Consider the following 15,743-nt stretch of genomic DNA (forward strand, 5'->3'; position numbering starts at 1 on the left):
TATGGAGTATCCTATTTATTATATTTTTCTAGTGCTTTGTTTACAGTTTCTGTCACTTTATCGAGATTCTCTTTAGGGCTGCCGTTACCGCGAGTGGACTTTTCTGTTGCGGAAGCTAATTCATTCCAAAGCAGCTGTCCTTCAGGAATGACCGGACGGTTGTGTGATTTCGGAAGAATATTGACGAATTCTTTCATTATTGGATCGTCCTTGTACCCGAACTTGGCGTTAACGGAATCTATAACCGACATGCCAGACTGGGCGTTCACCAAATATTGCCCCTCTTCTTTACCCAAGAATTCAAGGAACTTCCAAGCGGGTTCAATGTTCTTGGAGCCTTTAGGAATAATAAGGGACATGCCGCCCGACCACGTCGAAAAGTTTGATCCAGTAGGTGTCGGTATCGGTGTAACACCGTAATTCAGGTTAGGTTTAAATTTTTTGATACCGGCTACCGTCCAGTTTCCACTTATCTTCATACTGATTTGACCGGAAATGAATGGATCCATCTCATCCGTACCGGCTGCGCTTGTGAATCCTGCAATGTCCTCGACATTGTATTTTTTACCGAAATCGGTCATCCACTGAAGCGCATCTACGACCTTAGGATCATTCGCAGTGATTTTGCCTGTTGATTTATCTTGGAAGTCTCCTCCAAATGACCATCCCCAGCTGTAAAGCCAACCTTGTGAATACCATGGAATAAAACCAATTCGTTTGAAACGTTTGCCATCCTTGATGGTCAACTTTTCAGAAGCCGCTTCGAGCTCGGCAAGCGTTTTAGGCGGATTGTTGGGGTCGAGCCCAACTTCTTTGAAATGATCCTTATTGTAAAACAGCAAACGTGAGTCCGTACCTAACGGAATGGCATATAGCTTGCCTTTATAACTGGACTCGTCCCATGCAAATGGATAATACGAGTCCTTTTTTATTCCAGCTCCAGCAGCCATAGTAGATAGGTCAGTCAATGAACCTTGGGCTGCCCAAGAGCCGACCTTAAATCGGTCGAAATAGGCAATATCTGGAGGGTTGCCACCTGCGACTGCAGTCAGCAGCTTCTGATCGGCGCCCTCATTGGATTCTGTATATACCAATTTGATTTTGATCGTTGGATTTTTCTCTTCAAATGCTTTCACGACTTTATTCATATTGTCCAAATCGATTGAGGTTAGGCCGTGCCACATAGTGACAGTTACATTACCTTGTCCGCCTTTATCGTTCGAGGCTGCAGTGGTTGATGGAGTGGTTGAATTACTGCCTCCCGTAGTTGGAGTAGTTGATGAACATGCGGTTGCAAGAACTGAAATAGTGAGAACAGATACCAGTGTTGGAAATGCGAGTTTTTTGGATTTGCTCATGCATAAATCCCCCTTAAGGTAAGTTTTGTTATTCATCTTCACTTCCTGTAAACCTAACTCACCTCCTATAAAATTCAGATGTACATGAGATCAAAAGTCAATTGATATCACGCGCCAATATGTATGCGTTTACATCGTTGCTGAATACACGTTATTGAATCCTTGGGAGGGAGCCAGTTCACCTCATTTCCATAAAATAGTATGTTTATGTATACTGAGTATATTAATATCTCACACATATCATGTCAACTTCAATTTCGCGACATGATTGTCTAAAAATACACCTATTCCAGACTTTTTTTGAAGAGATATTGTCCGCATAAGGCAAGCCAAACAAAAAAACATGGCTTTACCATGTTTTTTTCCAATCGCTATTCAATCACCGCTACCGGTTATTTTATGACGATCCGATGTTCGATAATTCTCTGTTCGGGGACAGCTTCTCCGATTAACTGCGAGACGAGCAAGTCCACCGCTTCTTCGCCCATCCGCCTCTCATCTTGTTGAATGTGAGTGAATATCGGCTTTCCTAGGTAATCGTTGAGTGAATCGAAGCAAACGATATCGTATTCGTTCAGTGATTTCCCCAACGAATTGATGACCTGAGCCAGCATTGTTGCGACCAGAAACTCCGAGGCGACAAATGCCTTTACATCAGGGTATTGTTCCAAAAAGCGCTGAATCATCTCTTTATCACTATCGATTGCGGTTCCGTCCAGGTTCATGGGGAGGGTACCCTTTAAATTCGTCAAACAATAGTCCTGATTTAGCTTTAATCCCTCTTGCGTAAAAGCCAAAGTATACCCCAGCAGCCTTTCCTCCAAAGTTGATGTGTTTTCCTCCGGTGGAGACAAGAAGGCGATTTTATCGTGGCCTCTCCCAATCAGATGAATCGTAAGATCCTGAGCGGCTCTCTTATTGTCCGTGTAAACGGAGCAAACCGGAATTCCTTTTAGGTATCTATCGACGAATACAATGGGAAATTTGTCCAATACGAGGCGAAGCAGTTCAGCATTATAATGTTGTCCATGGATGGGAGTCACGATTAAACCCTTGATGCCTAGACTAACAAACAGTTGGATAGCACGTTCTTCTTCGTCCCTACTCCCACGAGTTCGTTTGATGATCAAATCATAGTTGTGCTCAGCGCTCTGCTTTTCAATCGATCGAAGCAGCTGCAAGCCGAATTCGTCGGAAAAATTCGAAATAATGAACCCGATCAACGGTCTTTCATTTTCATCGGATTCCAGACTCGTTCTTTCCTCTGAATGACGTTTGTGCTCCAATCCCCCTTTGATACCATCCGCAACAAACGAACCTTTTCCCTGAATGCGTTTGATGACCCCCGCTTCGGCCAACTTCTCCAGCGCTTTTTTGGAAGTAATGCGGCTGACGCCAAACCGTTCGGCCAGTTCTTTTTCGGAAGATACGCGATCTCCTGCCTTCAATTGTCCCTCTTTAATCTCATGAAGGATATGCTTATAAAGCTGTTCATATAAATGTCCTTCCATCCAATTCACCCTAACACCTTTGTAGTTAATATACTAAGTATATCATTTCATATATGATTTTCAATATAAAAAAAGTCCCGATGAGTGTGTTCTTCATCGGGACTTTCTTTCAGATGTCATCTTCTCTACTTTTGGTTTTTTCTAAAGGGGACAACCTTTAAAGGGCTTACTTCGGATAATTAACCGTTGGATTTACACAAGTTGGAAGCGGTTGTCTACCAAGACCTGCCAATAAATTATCCACAGCTAAATGTGCCATGCGATTTCTCGTTTCGTAAGTTGCACTTCCTACATGCGGGGTTATTAAGATATTCGGAAGACTGAGTAAAGGATGGTCTCCCGTAAGGGGTTCTGGATCGGTCACATCTAATGCGGCGTATGCAATTTGTTTACTTTTCAATGCTTCGTAAAGGGCCTGGGTATTTACGATAGACCCACGTGCCGCATTAATAAAATAGGCCGATGGTTTCATCTGCGCAAACTCCTCAGCTCCAAACATTCCCCGGCTTTGATTCGATAAAGGAACGAGGGTAATGATAAAGTCGGACTCTTGCAGCAAGTCCCTAAAGTCAACAAAGCAAAATCTGGCAAGGACTTCCGGCCGTTAAGAACGGCAATGTCATTCCGCTGGATTACAAAACGTACTTCTACTTTGAAGCGAAATCCATTCTTGGCCAGATCGGTACCTTGACGGAGACGATGCTGGAGCAGACAAGTAAATAAGTTTACTAAGGAAACCGCAGGATGCATGACAGGAATGTCATACCTTACGTTTTCTTTTATAAGATTCGCTTCTGATGCCAGAAGTAGAGTATAGTAGGAGTAGTTGAAAATATATTCCAGGAGGCTACAGCCATGTCACAGGAGATTTGGATTAACCTGCCGGTCAAAGATGTTGAGAGGTCAACTGCCTTTTTCAATGAGATTGGATTCCATGCGGTGAGCGTTGGTAACGAGAGAGCCAAGCTTGCCATAGGCCAAACAACGATTCTGCTGTTCCCGGATGAGGCGTTTGAGAAATTTACAGGTTCAAAAACCGCAGATACTTCCCATAGCGCAGAAGTAATATTTTCCATTGGCGCTGAAAGCAGAGAAGAAGTAGATGCCTTTATTCAAAAAGTAGAGTTTGCCGGAGGAAGCATCTTTGGCAAGCCGAGTGAAATTGACGGCTGGATGTACGGCGCAGGATTTGCCGACCTGGACGGTCACCGCTGGAACCTGCTGTACATGGATGAGAGCAAAATGCCGAAACGCTAATATGGAAACGCCGGTCACCTGCTTAAGGTCACCGGCGTTTTTTTACACCCCGTATAATCTCATATCTGTCATTCAAATCAAGATCGTTGCTTAGAAGGAAAAATTCGTGGGTTAAACTAATACAAATCACCTGGGTTAGCCCGTGTTAATTTATTGGTCTTACATAAACTATATTAACACATATTGGAACTAACCTGCCCGTTTAGCATAACGCGGCTGCCGATCCATGCCGGCAGCCGCGTCTTTGTTGTTTATTAGGCTATAGTTTTCGTTAGCTTAATCAACAATGGTAGTAGTTTTCTGTTAACTCTCAATAATTTCGATTTCTTTTCATAATGTATCCGTTTGTTCCTATACTACCCGCAAACTCCCATCCATCATTTCCTAAATAATTTAGTACTTGAATTATTGATAAATTAACGCATTCTTTAATGGCAATTTCTGAGACATGAAGCATATTTTTGCCGCTGCGTCAAAAATATGCTTCAAAGAATCCGCTGCAAGAAATGTTTCAATTCACTAAAAAAAACGGGAGTCGCAATCGCAACTCCCGTTTCATTCAACTATCGTTTCCTCGTTTGTTTAGTTCATTTAAATAACGTTAGCATCTTTAAATTTTTTATCGGATGCTCATTTTTCCGTCTAATCTCAAAAACTAGTCTCGAAGATTTTGACAACACAAATGGATGGCGCCACACAACTTCTCTTGGAATTCTTGCCGCGATGATAAACGATGCTTCCAAGTCAATGCACATGTACAAAGCATGTCGGCAATGGTTGCAGCGTGCGTCTCCGCGTCTTTTGTTTGTTTCCCAGATGATGCTAGAATGACTTGTTCGAGTTTCTTTTGAAATGATGAACTGCTGTTTTCAACAGCGTCGCCGAGAACGCGTTCACATTGGGCCGCAAGATCAGACGCTTCAGGATGAAGGAAACCTACGTGACGGCCAAACCACTCGTCTAAAGCTTGAAACAGTTTTTTTTCCAGCATTAAGCTGTCATTCTCAAGTATCTGATCGACTGCTTGCAAACCGTCGTCCAACGCTTTTTGAATGGAAGCCTTAAGAATCTCCTCTTTATTTTTAAAATGAAGATAAATCCCCTGACGTGTGATGCCCGCGGCTTTCGAGATATCCTCAATGGATGTTTTTTTATAGCCGTACCGCGCAAAAATATTCAGAGCTGTCTCAAGAACGTATTCCAGTCTTGCCGATTCTTTTTTATCCATGTACTCAGGTTAACGAACAGATCAACAAATGTCAAGTTTGTTAATTTTCACACTTGACATTTGGAACTAAATATGTCAAGATTGTAAATATCGGTTCGAAGATAAAATAAAATTTTGGAGGGATAATGCATGAAATATTATACTAAGACGGACGTCACATTTGACAGTGCCGGCGTGAAGCTCGCTGGTCACCTTTACACACCAAACGGAGAGGTCATCAGGCCGCGTCCTGCGATCGTTGTCGGCCATCCCGGCACCGGCGTCAAGGAGCAGACTGCAGGCCTCTACGCGAAGCGCCTGGCCGAGCAAGGTTTTGTTACCCTTGCCTTCGACGCTGCCTTTCAGGGCGAAAGTGGGGGCGAGCCGCGCAATTTGGAGGACCCAGCCCACCGCGTCGAGGACTTAAAGGCTGCCGTCTCGTTTCTCAGCGTGCACAACGAGGTCGACCCGGACCGCATCGGCGCATTGGGCATCTGCGCCTCTGGCGGCTATGTGATCCCCGCCACTGTGACAGACCACCGCATCAAAGCCGTCGCCACAGTTAGCGCCGCCGACATCGGCCGTCAATTCCGTAACGGCAGTGATGGCAAACAGGACCCCGCCATCATCCAGGGCATGCTTGACGCCGCAGCGGCGGCCCGCACCGCCGAAGCCCGCGGCGAAGGCGTCGGCACATTCCCGATTTTCCCGGAGACCGAGGAACAGGCCCACGCCTTCGGCCAGCACGGATTCGAGGGTTGGGAATATTACTGCACCGATCGCGCTCAGCACCCGTGCTCGGCTAAGGAATTCACCTGGAACAGTATAGACCGCATTGCATATTTCGACGCATTTCAGTTCATCGACTTGATCGCGCCTCGCCCGCTGCTCATGATCGTTGGAACTCAAGCGGTCACGTCATGGATGACGACCGAAGCGTTTGCGAACGCGCGAGAGCCCAAGGAACTGTTTTGGATTGATGAGGCCAGCCACGTCGCCCTATACGACAAGGACGAGTATGTGTCGCCTGCGGTTTCGAAGCTTGCGGAGTTCTTCCATACGAATCTGACCGCGAAGCAGCCGGAGGAAAGCGTAAGTCGCTGATGGTAGACCCGGCAACATGCTCGCCCGCTGCCTTCATGTTCAGGCAGTCCGTCGCTTGGGAGTTGAATAAAACAAAGCCAGAATGCGTGTTAATGCACTCTGGCTTTGTTTTGTAAGTAAAAGCATTCGGTCTAAGTTTTGTTTGGATACATGCACACAAAATCGGGTGTTTTGTTCAAATGTCCTTTATTGAGCTATCGTTATCCGTTAGTGCAACGAGTCTTTATAAGAATTAAGTTACCCAATCCACAAAATGGTATTTTCTGTTTTAAAAGCTAAAGGTAACTTTTTAATAAGCAAATCAATCGTTGTCACCATATATACCAAATCATTTTTTAGTTCCAGAAGTGTAGATTCCAACTGTTCTTTTCTTATTTCTACTCCATTCTGAATACCATAAATTTTTAACTCCTCAATAGCTGGTTGCCAAAAATTTGTAAAGAATTCTTCGTTAGAAATTGGTATTTCAAAACCTAGTTCAAATAAATTATCCTCTTGATTCATTCTAAACATACTAACAGACATTAATTAGCCTCCAAACTCCGCTACCGTCTCCCGGTAGTTGAATGAATGATATGGTTCTCAGCAGTATCTTTCTTCAATAATTATTAATCTTACTTATTCTTTATCTTTTATCTTCCACTAATTTATATCCTGTATAAGTAAGTTTATCCGTTTTTGCTTTTCCATCTTCAGAATAAATAACACTCTCAGTAATAAACCCATACTTTTTACGATTATATTCGTGCTTATTCCGTTCATACTCTGATGATTTTTCTCTCGGGTCATTTTCTTTACCCAAGAAGCTGTCAAACGAAGACGAAGTTGAAAAACGTGCTCCCTCAATGACTTCAAATTTAGAAACATCATCTACAAAAAGTGGTAAGCTACCACAGTATGCGTCGTTTTTATCTTTTGAATAAGGATACTCCAGTACTTTAAAACTATCTGGGTTTGCATTGATTACTTTAAATATTGACCAGTCATTACTAACGTAAATATATACATTATTCTTATCTTTTGCGTAATGATATCTGCCTTTGGTGCTAATAATTTTGAAGGTTCCCGGATCAGACCCTTCTACTTTATGGTTTTTAAAAAATACACTGTTATTATCTCTTGCAAAATCACTGTACTTTAAAACCTTGAATTCATCCTTTTTTACATTGATCGGACTAACTCTTCTGCCAGCTCCCGCATCATAGGAAACATAATTCCATGTTCCATTTTCATATACAAATCCCGGTTTGAATGAGAACCATACATATAAACTTATAGTTAGGATGCAAACAATAAGGGTACAAACAACAATTCCGGTTATCGCTAACTTCTTTTTCATTAACACCACTCATTCTAATTAATTGTAAGGAAACAAAAGCCATAGACATTGATTTAATACATATTCGTTTAGGTTATCGTACTATCCTGCCCGTTACTTCAATGACAAAAGCAGACGGCCGCGGCTGTCTGCTTAATTTCACTATCGTTCCTCGTTACTTCAACAAACTGTATTAAGAATTGTGATTAATAGTTCCTCTGAGTACATATGGTGCTGATGATTTACCAATTATTGATCCCTTTAACTCACTTGGTATATTTATGTATTCTTCTGCTCTTTGAGGTTCCATCCAAGTAACTTCCTCAATTTCTTCTGGAAATGAGATATTTATTTCTCCACCAATTACATTCCCTCTAAAGGTAAAGAAAATTGTATGATGTTCCCTATCTACAAAAAACGCTTCACTTACACTGAAAATACCATTTAATTCAACCTCTAAGCCCGTTTCTTCTTTTACCTCACGAATAGCAGCTTCTTCAAGTGTTTCTCCCCGTTCTACTGCTCCACCAGGAAGTGTATAGTAGGAAGATTTCATACCCTTGTTTTTGACCATCAATACATTTTTTCCTTGTTCATCAAAGAGAAGCACGTAGGCAACATCTACTCTTTTCATTTAATAAATCCCCTTCTCGAAGAAATGTGAATTATCAACAATTCGTTACTTTATTTGAACTATCCTGCCCGTTAGCGCAACGAGGCCGCCGTTCAAAACGCGGCAGCCTCGTGGTATAGTTTATTGTGCTATCGTTATCCGTTAGTTGAACGCCGAACTAACTTCAATCACGTTTCCTTATGAATAATTTTATATAAGCCATATAACAGCATCACCAACACCACTAGCAATATTGCTTCAAACAGCAAACCTTTAAATCCAAAATAATGTTGGCTATAAACGGATACCACAACAATCGCTGTTATCGATATATTTAAAAAAGTTGTTGACATAAAAAGACTTCCTGACGTTATGATTCTGCGGATTTTACCTACTATGATAAGGGTAAACAATAGTGCCACTAAAAATATAACATCTGGGGAATTTGTCTCTAATTCATTTTTGTGAAATCTATAGCCAGTAATCGCTAAAATCAAAATTGTAATTGCAGGGATGAAAATGATGTTTATCCACCTGAATGCCTTATTCCAAAATCCATCCATAAGAACTCCCTTATAAATTTTTTATATATACATTTTCACCATATGTTATTCAATTATTCTGCCCGATAGTTGAACAGGCCGCCGATGAAGAAGCCGGCAGCCTGTTCGTCATTGTGCTATCGTTCTCCGTTAGCGTAATAATCCAATCATTTTGGCATTACTTTAAATGATTGCGTTCTTAAATAAATTACTTAAACAATCGGCTACTTGAGCTACACTTGTATCATCATGATATATGCGAAATACTAATTGATCACTTGTATTAAGATTAACAAAAATGGGATCACCGCTCCCATGTGAACAGCTAGCAACAAAGAGATACCCTTTTTCACGAACGTGTATCCCTGGAACATAATCCATGCTTTCCTGTATTACAGTTCCAATATCTCCCCAGATTATATACGAAACACCATCAAAGTCATCTTCTACTTGATATTCCTGAAGACCAAATTCTGCATCGATTATTGGCACGTTTAGATAGAGATCACGGTACCAATCTGGTAGTTTGATTTTTAATGCAAGTTCTAAGTCCACTATCTCTTGTTCTGTTGCCGTTCTACCAACGAAGGAAGGGTATTGTAACTTAATTTTTTCAATTAATCTTAGAGCTTCAATAACTATATCACTACTCATTGATTCTCTCCTTGGGGGTTTTACCTAAATCATACCATATGAAATATTAAATTAACTGAGAATGTGTAGAGTAGGGGACTGGTTTCCCAGTCCTCCCTCATCAAACCGTACGAGCGGTTTTCCCGCATACGGCTTTCCGATGTTCTTCACCTAGCGCAGTATAGCTGCCCCAAGCACTGACTCGTTTCAGTCCCATACGACCGAATACCTCCGCGACCCTCCTCGGGTCCAGTTGGTTTCGCTTGTGCTTCTTGTTCCAGTACAGTGTCAGTCTTCGAATAATATGCCAGTCCACTTTTGACAGAAATTTGTTCGACATGCCGGGGTCTACGCTCCCATAATAGTTCTTCCATCCCTGTATGATGGGATTGAGCTTGTCCACCATTTGCTTTGGTGACCAGTAAAGTCGCGCGCGAGGCGCTGTTACTTCCTTTACCTTGGCACGCATCTTTTTCATCGCCTTTTTGGATGGAATACTTCGCAAGTCATAAAATTTCCCCGACTTAAACAATTTCGGCATGCGGCGGTGATGGAATCCGAGAAAGTCGAATCCCTCTTTATCCAACCACAGGTTCACAAGCTTAGACTTGTCCGTGTTCATTGTCAATTCCAATTTACTGAAAACTGCCTTAAGCACCTGAATGGCTTCCATAGCGTGGGGTTTATTTTCACATAAAATAACCAGGTCATCAGCATATCGCACCAATGTGCCAATATGGGAAAATTGCTTTTCCCATAGGGTATCGAGATAGTTCAGGTAGATGTTTGCAAGGAGCGGTGAGATGACTCCACCCTGGGGACTCCCGATCACGGTATTATGAACCTTTCCATCTTCCATGACATCGGCTTTCAGCCACAGTCGAATAAGTTTCAACACTCTTCGATCACTCACCCGTTGTTCCACGAGTTTGAGCAATTTGTCATGCGGGATGTTGTTAAAGTATCCGGCGATGTCTACATCCACCACCCAATACACTCTCCCGTAATTCACCGTCTTGTGTATCCGCTCTATTGCCTGTTTCGCGCTTCGCTTAGGTCGGAACCCAAATGAGCAATCTTTGAAATCCGCCTCGTATATTGCCTCAAGAACGATTTTCGCTGCCATTTGCACCAATCTGTCCTGGATTACGGGTATGCCGAGCGGGCGTGTTTTGCCATCACCCTTCGGTATATCCTTCCTCCGAACGGGCTTGGGGCGGTAGGCGTTTTCCACCAACTGCCGTTGCGTGTCCTTCACGAATTGCTCTTCTCCATACTCCTGAACAATGTGCGTAATTGTCACGCCGTCGATACCGGCGCTACCTCCATTTGCTTTGACCCGTTTCCATGCTTCCCACATGACATCTGTGCTGTATACTTTGTCGTACAGAGCGTGAAACCTGCGCTTGTTATTTGCCTTAGCCGCAAGGTAGAGGGTCCTTTGGAGTTCTTGAACTTTTACTTTGGTGTAGTTAGCAGATTTCACTGCATTCACTCGCTCTTACCTCCATCGCTACCCGTAAACAAAGTAAGGGTGCTTTCCTCCCGCAGGTTATGTTGTCCTACGTTCTCAGGTACTACCACCCTCTCCGACTCCCTTCTCGCCGCTTGCCACTTCACCCTCCAGGCTTATAGGTTTGCGCTTTACGAACCAGTCGTGCGAGGTAGGGTCTCCCTAGTTCCAGACACAACTGTTATTACATGCTGTTCCCCATACACCGGAGGATTCTTCCGCGTTGCTTATCCAAGTTCTTCGCGCGTTCCATGGCCTTCACCGTACAACACGGGGTTCGGCTCCCTCTTGTCCCTTTCGGGTTGTTTATGACGATGCGGCAGGATTCACTTCATGTTACAGCCTGCAATTTTGCTTCACCCCAGTTGGGGTTTTTCACAGGGCTTCATCCTTAGGTTCTCACCACCAGATGCCTGCTAGCTACGAGGCGGCTTGGTCCCTACCTCGGTTGGACTTTCACCAACTAGTTGTGCCTAGCTTTGCTAGGCGCACTGTTGAACAAATCTGCCCGTTAACTGAGAAGACTGCCGATCAATTTGCTCGGCAGTCTGTTCCTGACGATGATTAAGCTATTGTGCCCGTTAGCGCAATGATGCGCTTATTTTTCGAAGTCGATTGGTACTTCCCCCTCATGATGGAACTCAATTACAAATTATTATGGCAACAGATCAATAGGTATAAGCCTTTCCGCAAATCTCCTCGCCATCATAGGATATACACATCCGCATTGGAGGAGGAGTGTACGTTTTGGAAGAGATTAAAAAGATGAACACTGAATCTTCTTCATTAAAAAAGAAAAAGTATATTTCTGTAAAAAAGAAAATAGCCACTAGCCCATCTAATTGCAAAACGTGTGAGGAAGAATTAAAGCCCTTCATTCGTAGAACAATCCGTCAGTTTTTGAGAAAAGTACACTGTGTTCCTGGACCCCGCGGTCGGAAGGGACGTAGAGGAATTGCGGGACCTCAAGGTCCGCAAGGTGTAACTGGACCGGCAGGGCTAGTCGGGCCGCGAGGTTTAGCAGGATCCCCTGGTATAATTGGACCTCAAGGAATACAAGGTCCAACCGGGCCACAAGGTGTTATCGGTCCTCCAGGTCTAGATGGACCTCAAGGCATTCAAGGCCCAGCCGGGCCACAAGGTGTTACCGGTCCTCCAGGTCTAGATGGACCTCAGGGCATTCAAGGCCCAACCGGACCTCAAGGTGTAATCGGCCCTACGGGTCCTACTCAGTTACTTGTGAATCAGACGGCATTTGTCGATCCTGTGTATGGTAACAATGCAACCGCCATGCTTGACGACGAGACAAAACCTTGGCAGACGGCCGCTGCAGCTGTGGCTAGTGTCCCTTCGGGCACGACAATTATTGTACGTCCCGGAGTATATACGGAGACGAATTTGGCTAAAGACGGGATCAGCTGGGTATTTGAAAAGGGAGCCATAGTGATAGCAGTCGGAAATCTTTTTGATGATCTGGGGGCAGTGATCGCCTTTGATGTGCTTGGTGAGGGTCAGTTTCTGACTAACGGAGCAACAGCTGCAGGTAGTTCCATTCTTCAGAGTACAGGAGCCAGCACGGTCCACTTTGAATGTGAATCAATGAGTGATACGGTTGGTAACACGATCAGTCTCCTAGGTGGCGGGAATTATACCATTAATGTTAGGGAGAGTATAACGAACAACTTCATCGGAGGCTCTGCGGTTGTGATTGCTAGTGGTGTGCTGTTTTTGAAAGCTTTTGAAATATCGAATGATATCACCAGTACAGATGACCTCATCCTTTTTACGGGGACAGAAACGATTAGTATTGGCCTTGAAGTAACCATGATTAATAGTGGAGGCAGGGCTATTGTTGTGTCCAACAGTGCCGCAACCCAGACAACAGCTATCACAATGCGAACACGCAACATACAGTCCAACTCTGGTTTAATTATAGATGTCACTCCGACATTTACAGGAACCTTTATTAGTTACTCCATTGCTCTGGTAGGCAGTTCCCAAGGGGTCTCGCTCCAAGCCGGTAATATTAGTTTATTTTCTTATATATTGGTCGTGATTAATTCAGCAGCTCCGGCACTCGTTATTAATGGGAATACGCAATTCACGGGTGATTTCGATAGAATATTTAGTCAAGATCGATGTATTCTTATGCAGAACGGTGAGGCAGTTATCCATGTCAAAACAATGAATTCCTTCCAGACGGTGAACCCGGCCATCGATCTTCAAAATGGGCAAATGAGATTACAGGTGGATCTCATTTCTAGCGAGGCAGGAAATATCAACGTAGCCGGAGGTAGTCACAAGGTGACTGTGATGCAGATGACCACAAACGGGTTAACCATTCCATCCGTACGTGTTGAAAACAACAGTGTTCTATTCCTGAATTTCCAGGAAATATCTGGATCGGTAAATGGGCTTATTACAGTTGGGACCGGCGGAAATTTAAACATGATTGGAGAACGTATCAGCACATTCGATCGTGGTAACGGTTTAAATACAGCCTTGCTAATCACGGATGGTCAAGTCGATGCGAATGTTAATGTGATATCAGCTTTTGGAAATTGTATCCATCTCTCTTCTGGCGGTGGCAATCCAAACCTCCGTTGTTATGTAGATGAACTCTCCAGCAATATAAACACAGATCCTATATTTACAGGATCCAGCTTAATACTTCAAGAAGCAGGTACTGCAAACATTAGATTCAATCGAATGGATGCCTTCTTTCCAGCGCAGATGATAAGACTAGTGAATGGCAATCTTGACATAGAAGGAGGACTCATGTTCAACACTTTTACGCCTTCTTCTATAGGAATTATGGTCTCCGGAGGCAATTTCTATGGCAACATTGATAAAATTCAATTGGGCACACGTGCTTTAGAAGCGAGTTCAGGCAATGTAGCACTTACTTTTGACGAGATCTCTGTCTTCCAGCCTAGTTTAGATCAAAATATCATTTTGCTAAGCGGGAACGTCATCACTCGAATCGTTGGTAACCTTCTTCAGGGTGGCACGGATTATACAGGCATTTCTGTTCAGGATTCGGCGAATCTCGAAGCACATATCAAAGATTTTAGAGTCGGTGGTGTATGTATTCAATATAATTCTACGGCCACCTCAGACATTTACTTCGATAGTATTTTTACTCCTGGCGGCGTAACCCTTGCCGGTACAGCAGCCATAGTTGTAACTGCAGGTACCTTAAGGGTAAAGGGAGGACAACTCGAAAACGGGACCGGACTTAATACGGGAACTGGTATTCTACTTGCTAATGATGCAAGTTTTATCGCTGATATTGACTTCATTCGCACATCAAACAACGCGCTAAATACCTCTAGTACAGGGAGGATCAAATTATATGCGGATGAGGTGGAGTCGGATACGGAAGTCATTAACATTAACAACCTTCCTAATGCAAACTCAGCGGATTATACGTTCAAAGGTCTATATCGATCTACAGGACCCAACACATCGGCGATTACCATTAATAGCATAGATCCACCTAATGTGATGCGGTTAATCGATACAACTCTTATTAGTGGAGCAGGACCTTCGATATCATCGACAGTTGCAGTATTAGTAAAGAACTATGGTGTCCTTACGGCTACTTTTTCACCGGATGCTACGGTTACATTCTTATTCCCTGCTTCTGTTAATATTGATCCAGCAGTTAATTAGTGTTGTTATTCGAGCAAAACCGTCGTTGATGTGCGGCGGATTTTTTGCTTAGACAGAAGATTTTTCATCAACTACCTGAGACACGGCAGTATTACTTCTAAAGTAAAAAGCATATGCAGAAGAATACGTTCAGGGAGCAGTGCCGTGGCGGTCTGCTCCCTGTTTTGGTTAAACTATCGTGCCCATTAGTTTAATGAACCAATTTAACTTATTTATCAGATGTGCCTGGCTTCCAGCCTACTTCTTGAGACCAGCTATGAGCTTTTTGGATGATATCCCAAACGATCGGACCTTTTCCTTCAACATATTTTGAGCGTTCATTTTTAAATAGTTCCATTAACCGATGTTTTTCCTCTGCATACCTTAAGCAATCTTGAGGTTGCTCACGTAAATAATCTCTAAAGAGCAAAGTCATTTGCTCAGAGAAACTACCGATTTGTCTTACATGAATATGAGTTCTTCGAGTGCCCGGTAGTTCTCGAAAATACCTCTTAGTTTTGTCTGGATTTTCTTCGCGAAATATAAAACCAACACTCTCAATTTTGGTCTTATAGGATTTTATGTCATCGTAATTTAGAACAGATATCTGGATATCAATGATTGGTTTAGCATCCAGACCAAAGATCGATGTAGAACCAACATGATCAATACGAATGGCCATATCTCCTAATGAATATCTTAATTTTAAAGCAATTTCATTGAACAGATCCTTCCATCCACTATCATGTTTGGATATCCTCCATTGATCTTCCATTTAATCTAATCTCCTTCATAACAGTTGTTTTATATATTCGTCCTAATTTTACCATATCTAGATTTCCAGTTTGATATCAATATTTGGCTCCTTTAAGCATAACTCCAGTTACTTCAATGAAACAGGAAATTGTAATAGGTGTAATCCTGCATTAACTGCCAGTTAGCGGAGCAAAGTGCCACCTCACGGCAGCCCTTATTGATTGAACTATCGTTTCCGTTAGCTTAAGCCACGAAACTACTCCATTGTCAGGTGTGA

13 protein-coding genes and 1 pseudogene are annotated in these 15,743 nt (G+C 43.0%); 3 read left to right on the forward strand and 11 right to left on the reverse strand.

What is annotated here, in order from left to right; translation table 11 throughout:
- Positions 1-11 precede the first annotated feature (11 nt).
- The 3 genes and pseudogenes from QFZ81_RS31645 to QFZ81_RS31655 all read right to left on the reverse strand — a co-directional run.
- Entirely contained in the window at positions 12-1,358 is a 1,347-nt protein-coding gene (locus QFZ81_RS31645; protein WP_307605872.1) for an ABC transporter substrate-binding protein, read from the reverse strand.
- A gap of 392 nt (positions 1,359-1,750) precedes the next feature.
- Entirely contained in the window at positions 1,751-2,869 is a 1,119-nt protein-coding gene (locus tag QFZ81_RS31650; protein WP_307605874.1) for a GntR family transcriptional regulator, read from the reverse strand.
- Positions 2,870-3,035: 166 nt separating this feature from the next.
- A pseudogene (locus QFZ81_RS31655) lies at positions 3,036-3,434 on the reverse strand (NAD(P)-dependent oxidoreductase); the annotation flags it as partial.
- Positions 3,435-3,724: 290 nt separating this feature from the next.
- On the opposite strand from QFZ81_RS31655, the gene QFZ81_RS31660 reads away from it, so the two are divergent.
- Entirely contained in the window at positions 3,725-4,126 is a 402-nt protein-coding gene (locus tag QFZ81_RS31660; RefSeq protein ID WP_307438001.1) for a VOC family protein, read from the forward strand.
- 655 nt (positions 4,127-4,781) lie between these two features.
- Here QFZ81_RS31660 and QFZ81_RS31665 read toward each other — a convergent pair.
- The gene (locus tag QFZ81_RS31665; protein WP_307437998.1) at positions 4,782-5,354 is read right to left on the reverse strand and encodes a TetR/AcrR family transcriptional regulator; all 573 of its coding nucleotides are present in this window, start codon (positions 5,352-5,354) and stop codon (positions 4,782-4,784) included.
- 129 nt (positions 5,355-5,483) lie between these two features.
- Between QFZ81_RS31665 and QFZ81_RS31670 the strand changes: the two genes are divergently transcribed.
- Positions 5,484-6,437 carry an alpha/beta hydrolase gene (locus QFZ81_RS31670; protein ID WP_307437997.1) on the forward strand — a complete coding sequence of 318 codons (954 nt, stop codon included), beginning with the start codon at positions 5,484-5,486 and terminating at the stop codon, positions 6,435-6,437.
- A 237-nt stretch (positions 6,438-6,674) separates the two neighbouring features.
- Here QFZ81_RS31670 and QFZ81_RS31675 read toward each other — a convergent pair whose 3' ends face one another.
- From QFZ81_RS31675 to ltrA, 6 genes are all read right to left on the reverse strand, one after another.
- Complete coding sequence (locus tag QFZ81_RS31675; RefSeq protein WP_307448623.1) at positions 6,675-6,962, reverse strand: hypothetical protein; 288 nt, start codon at positions 6,960-6,962, stop codon at positions 6,675-6,677.
- A 100-nt stretch (positions 6,963-7,062) separates the two neighbouring features.
- The gene (locus QFZ81_RS31680; RefSeq protein ID WP_307448625.1) at positions 7,063-7,776 is read right to left on the reverse strand and encodes a DKNYY domain-containing protein; all 714 of its coding nucleotides are present in this window, start codon (positions 7,774-7,776) and stop codon (positions 7,063-7,065) included.
- A 172-nt stretch (positions 7,777-7,948) separates the two neighbouring features.
- Entirely contained in the window at positions 7,949-8,389 is a 441-nt protein-coding gene (locus QFZ81_RS31685) for an NUDIX hydrolase (RefSeq protein ID WP_307448627.1), read from the reverse strand.
- 167 nt (positions 8,390-8,556) lie between these two features.
- Positions 8,557-8,931: a hypothetical protein gene (locus QFZ81_RS31690; protein ID WP_307601313.1), complete on the reverse strand. Its 375-nt coding sequence runs from the start codon at positions 8,929-8,931 to the stop codon at positions 8,557-8,559.
- Positions 8,932-9,093: 162 nt separating this feature from the next.
- A complete protein-coding gene (locus QFZ81_RS31695; protein WP_307605878.1) occupies positions 9,094-9,564 on the reverse strand; it encodes an SMI1/KNR4 family protein in 471 nt (156 codons plus the stop codon).
- 100 nt (positions 9,565-9,664) lie between these two features.
- The gene (gene ltrA, locus QFZ81_RS31700; RefSeq protein ID WP_307605881.1) at positions 9,665-11,038 is read right to left on the reverse strand and encodes a group II intron reverse transcriptase/maturase; all 1,374 of its coding nucleotides are present in this window, start codon (positions 11,036-11,038) and stop codon (positions 9,665-9,667) included.
- A 765-nt stretch (positions 11,039-11,803) separates the two neighbouring features.
- Between ltrA and QFZ81_RS31705 the strand changes: the two genes are divergently transcribed.
- A complete protein-coding gene (locus QFZ81_RS31705; protein ID WP_307605883.1) occupies positions 11,804-14,731 on the forward strand; it encodes a collagen-like domain-containing protein in 2,928 nt (975 codons plus the stop codon).
- Positions 14,732-14,939: 208 nt separating this feature from the next.
- Here QFZ81_RS31705 and QFZ81_RS31710 read toward each other — a convergent pair whose 3' ends face one another.
- Positions 14,940-15,485, reverse strand: coding sequence for a GrpB family protein (locus QFZ81_RS31710; protein WP_307605885.1), 546 nt, complete (start codon positions 15,483-15,485; stop codon positions 14,940-14,942).
- Between the last annotated feature and the right edge of the window lie 258 nt (positions 15,486-15,743).

This window comes from Paenibacillus sp. V4I9 (genome assembly GCF_030817295.1).
GTDB lineage: Bacteria > Bacillota > Bacilli > Paenibacillales > NBRC-103111 > Paenibacillus_E.

Bases quoted from the DNA above. Each gene is read 5' to 3' on its own strand.
- QFZ81_RS31645 (WP_307605872.1), bottom strand. From the start codon at position 1,358: ATGAGCAAATCCAAAAAACTCGCATTTCCAACACTGGTATCTGTTCTC.
- QFZ81_RS31650 (WP_307605874.1), bottom strand. From the start codon at position 2,869: ATGGAAGGACATTTATATGAACAGCTTTATAAGCATATCCTTCATGAG.
- QFZ81_RS31660 (WP_307438001.1), top strand. From the start codon at position 3,725: ATGTCACAGGAGATTTGGATTAACCTGCCGGTCAAAGATGTTGAGAGG.
- QFZ81_RS31665 (WP_307437998.1), bottom strand. From the start codon at position 5,354: ATGGATAAAAAAGAATCGGCAAGACTGGAATACGTTCTTGAGACAGCT.
- QFZ81_RS31670 (WP_307437997.1), top strand. From the start codon at position 5,484: ATGAAATATTATACTAAGACGGACGTCACATTTGACAGTGCCGGCGTG.
- QFZ81_RS31675 (WP_307448623.1), bottom strand. From the start codon at position 6,962: ATGTCTGTTAGTATGTTTAGAATGAATCAAGAGGATAATTTATTTGAA.
- QFZ81_RS31680 (WP_307448625.1), bottom strand. From the start codon at position 7,776: ATGAAAAAGAAGTTAGCGATAACCGGAATTGTTGTTTGTACCCTTATT.
- QFZ81_RS31685 (WP_307448627.1), bottom strand. From the start codon at position 8,389: ATGAAAAGAGTAGATGTTGCCTACGTGCTTCTCTTTGATGAACAAGGA.
- QFZ81_RS31690 (WP_307601313.1), bottom strand. From the start codon at position 8,931: ATGGATGGATTTTGGAATAAGGCATTCAGGTGGATAAACATCATTTTC.
- QFZ81_RS31695 (WP_307605878.1), bottom strand. From the start codon at position 9,564: ATGAGTAGTGATATAGTTATTGAAGCTCTAAGATTAATTGAAAAAATT.
- QFZ81_RS31710 (WP_307605885.1), bottom strand. From the start codon at position 15,485: ATGGAAGATCAATGGAGGATATCCAAACATGATAGTGGATGGAAGGAT.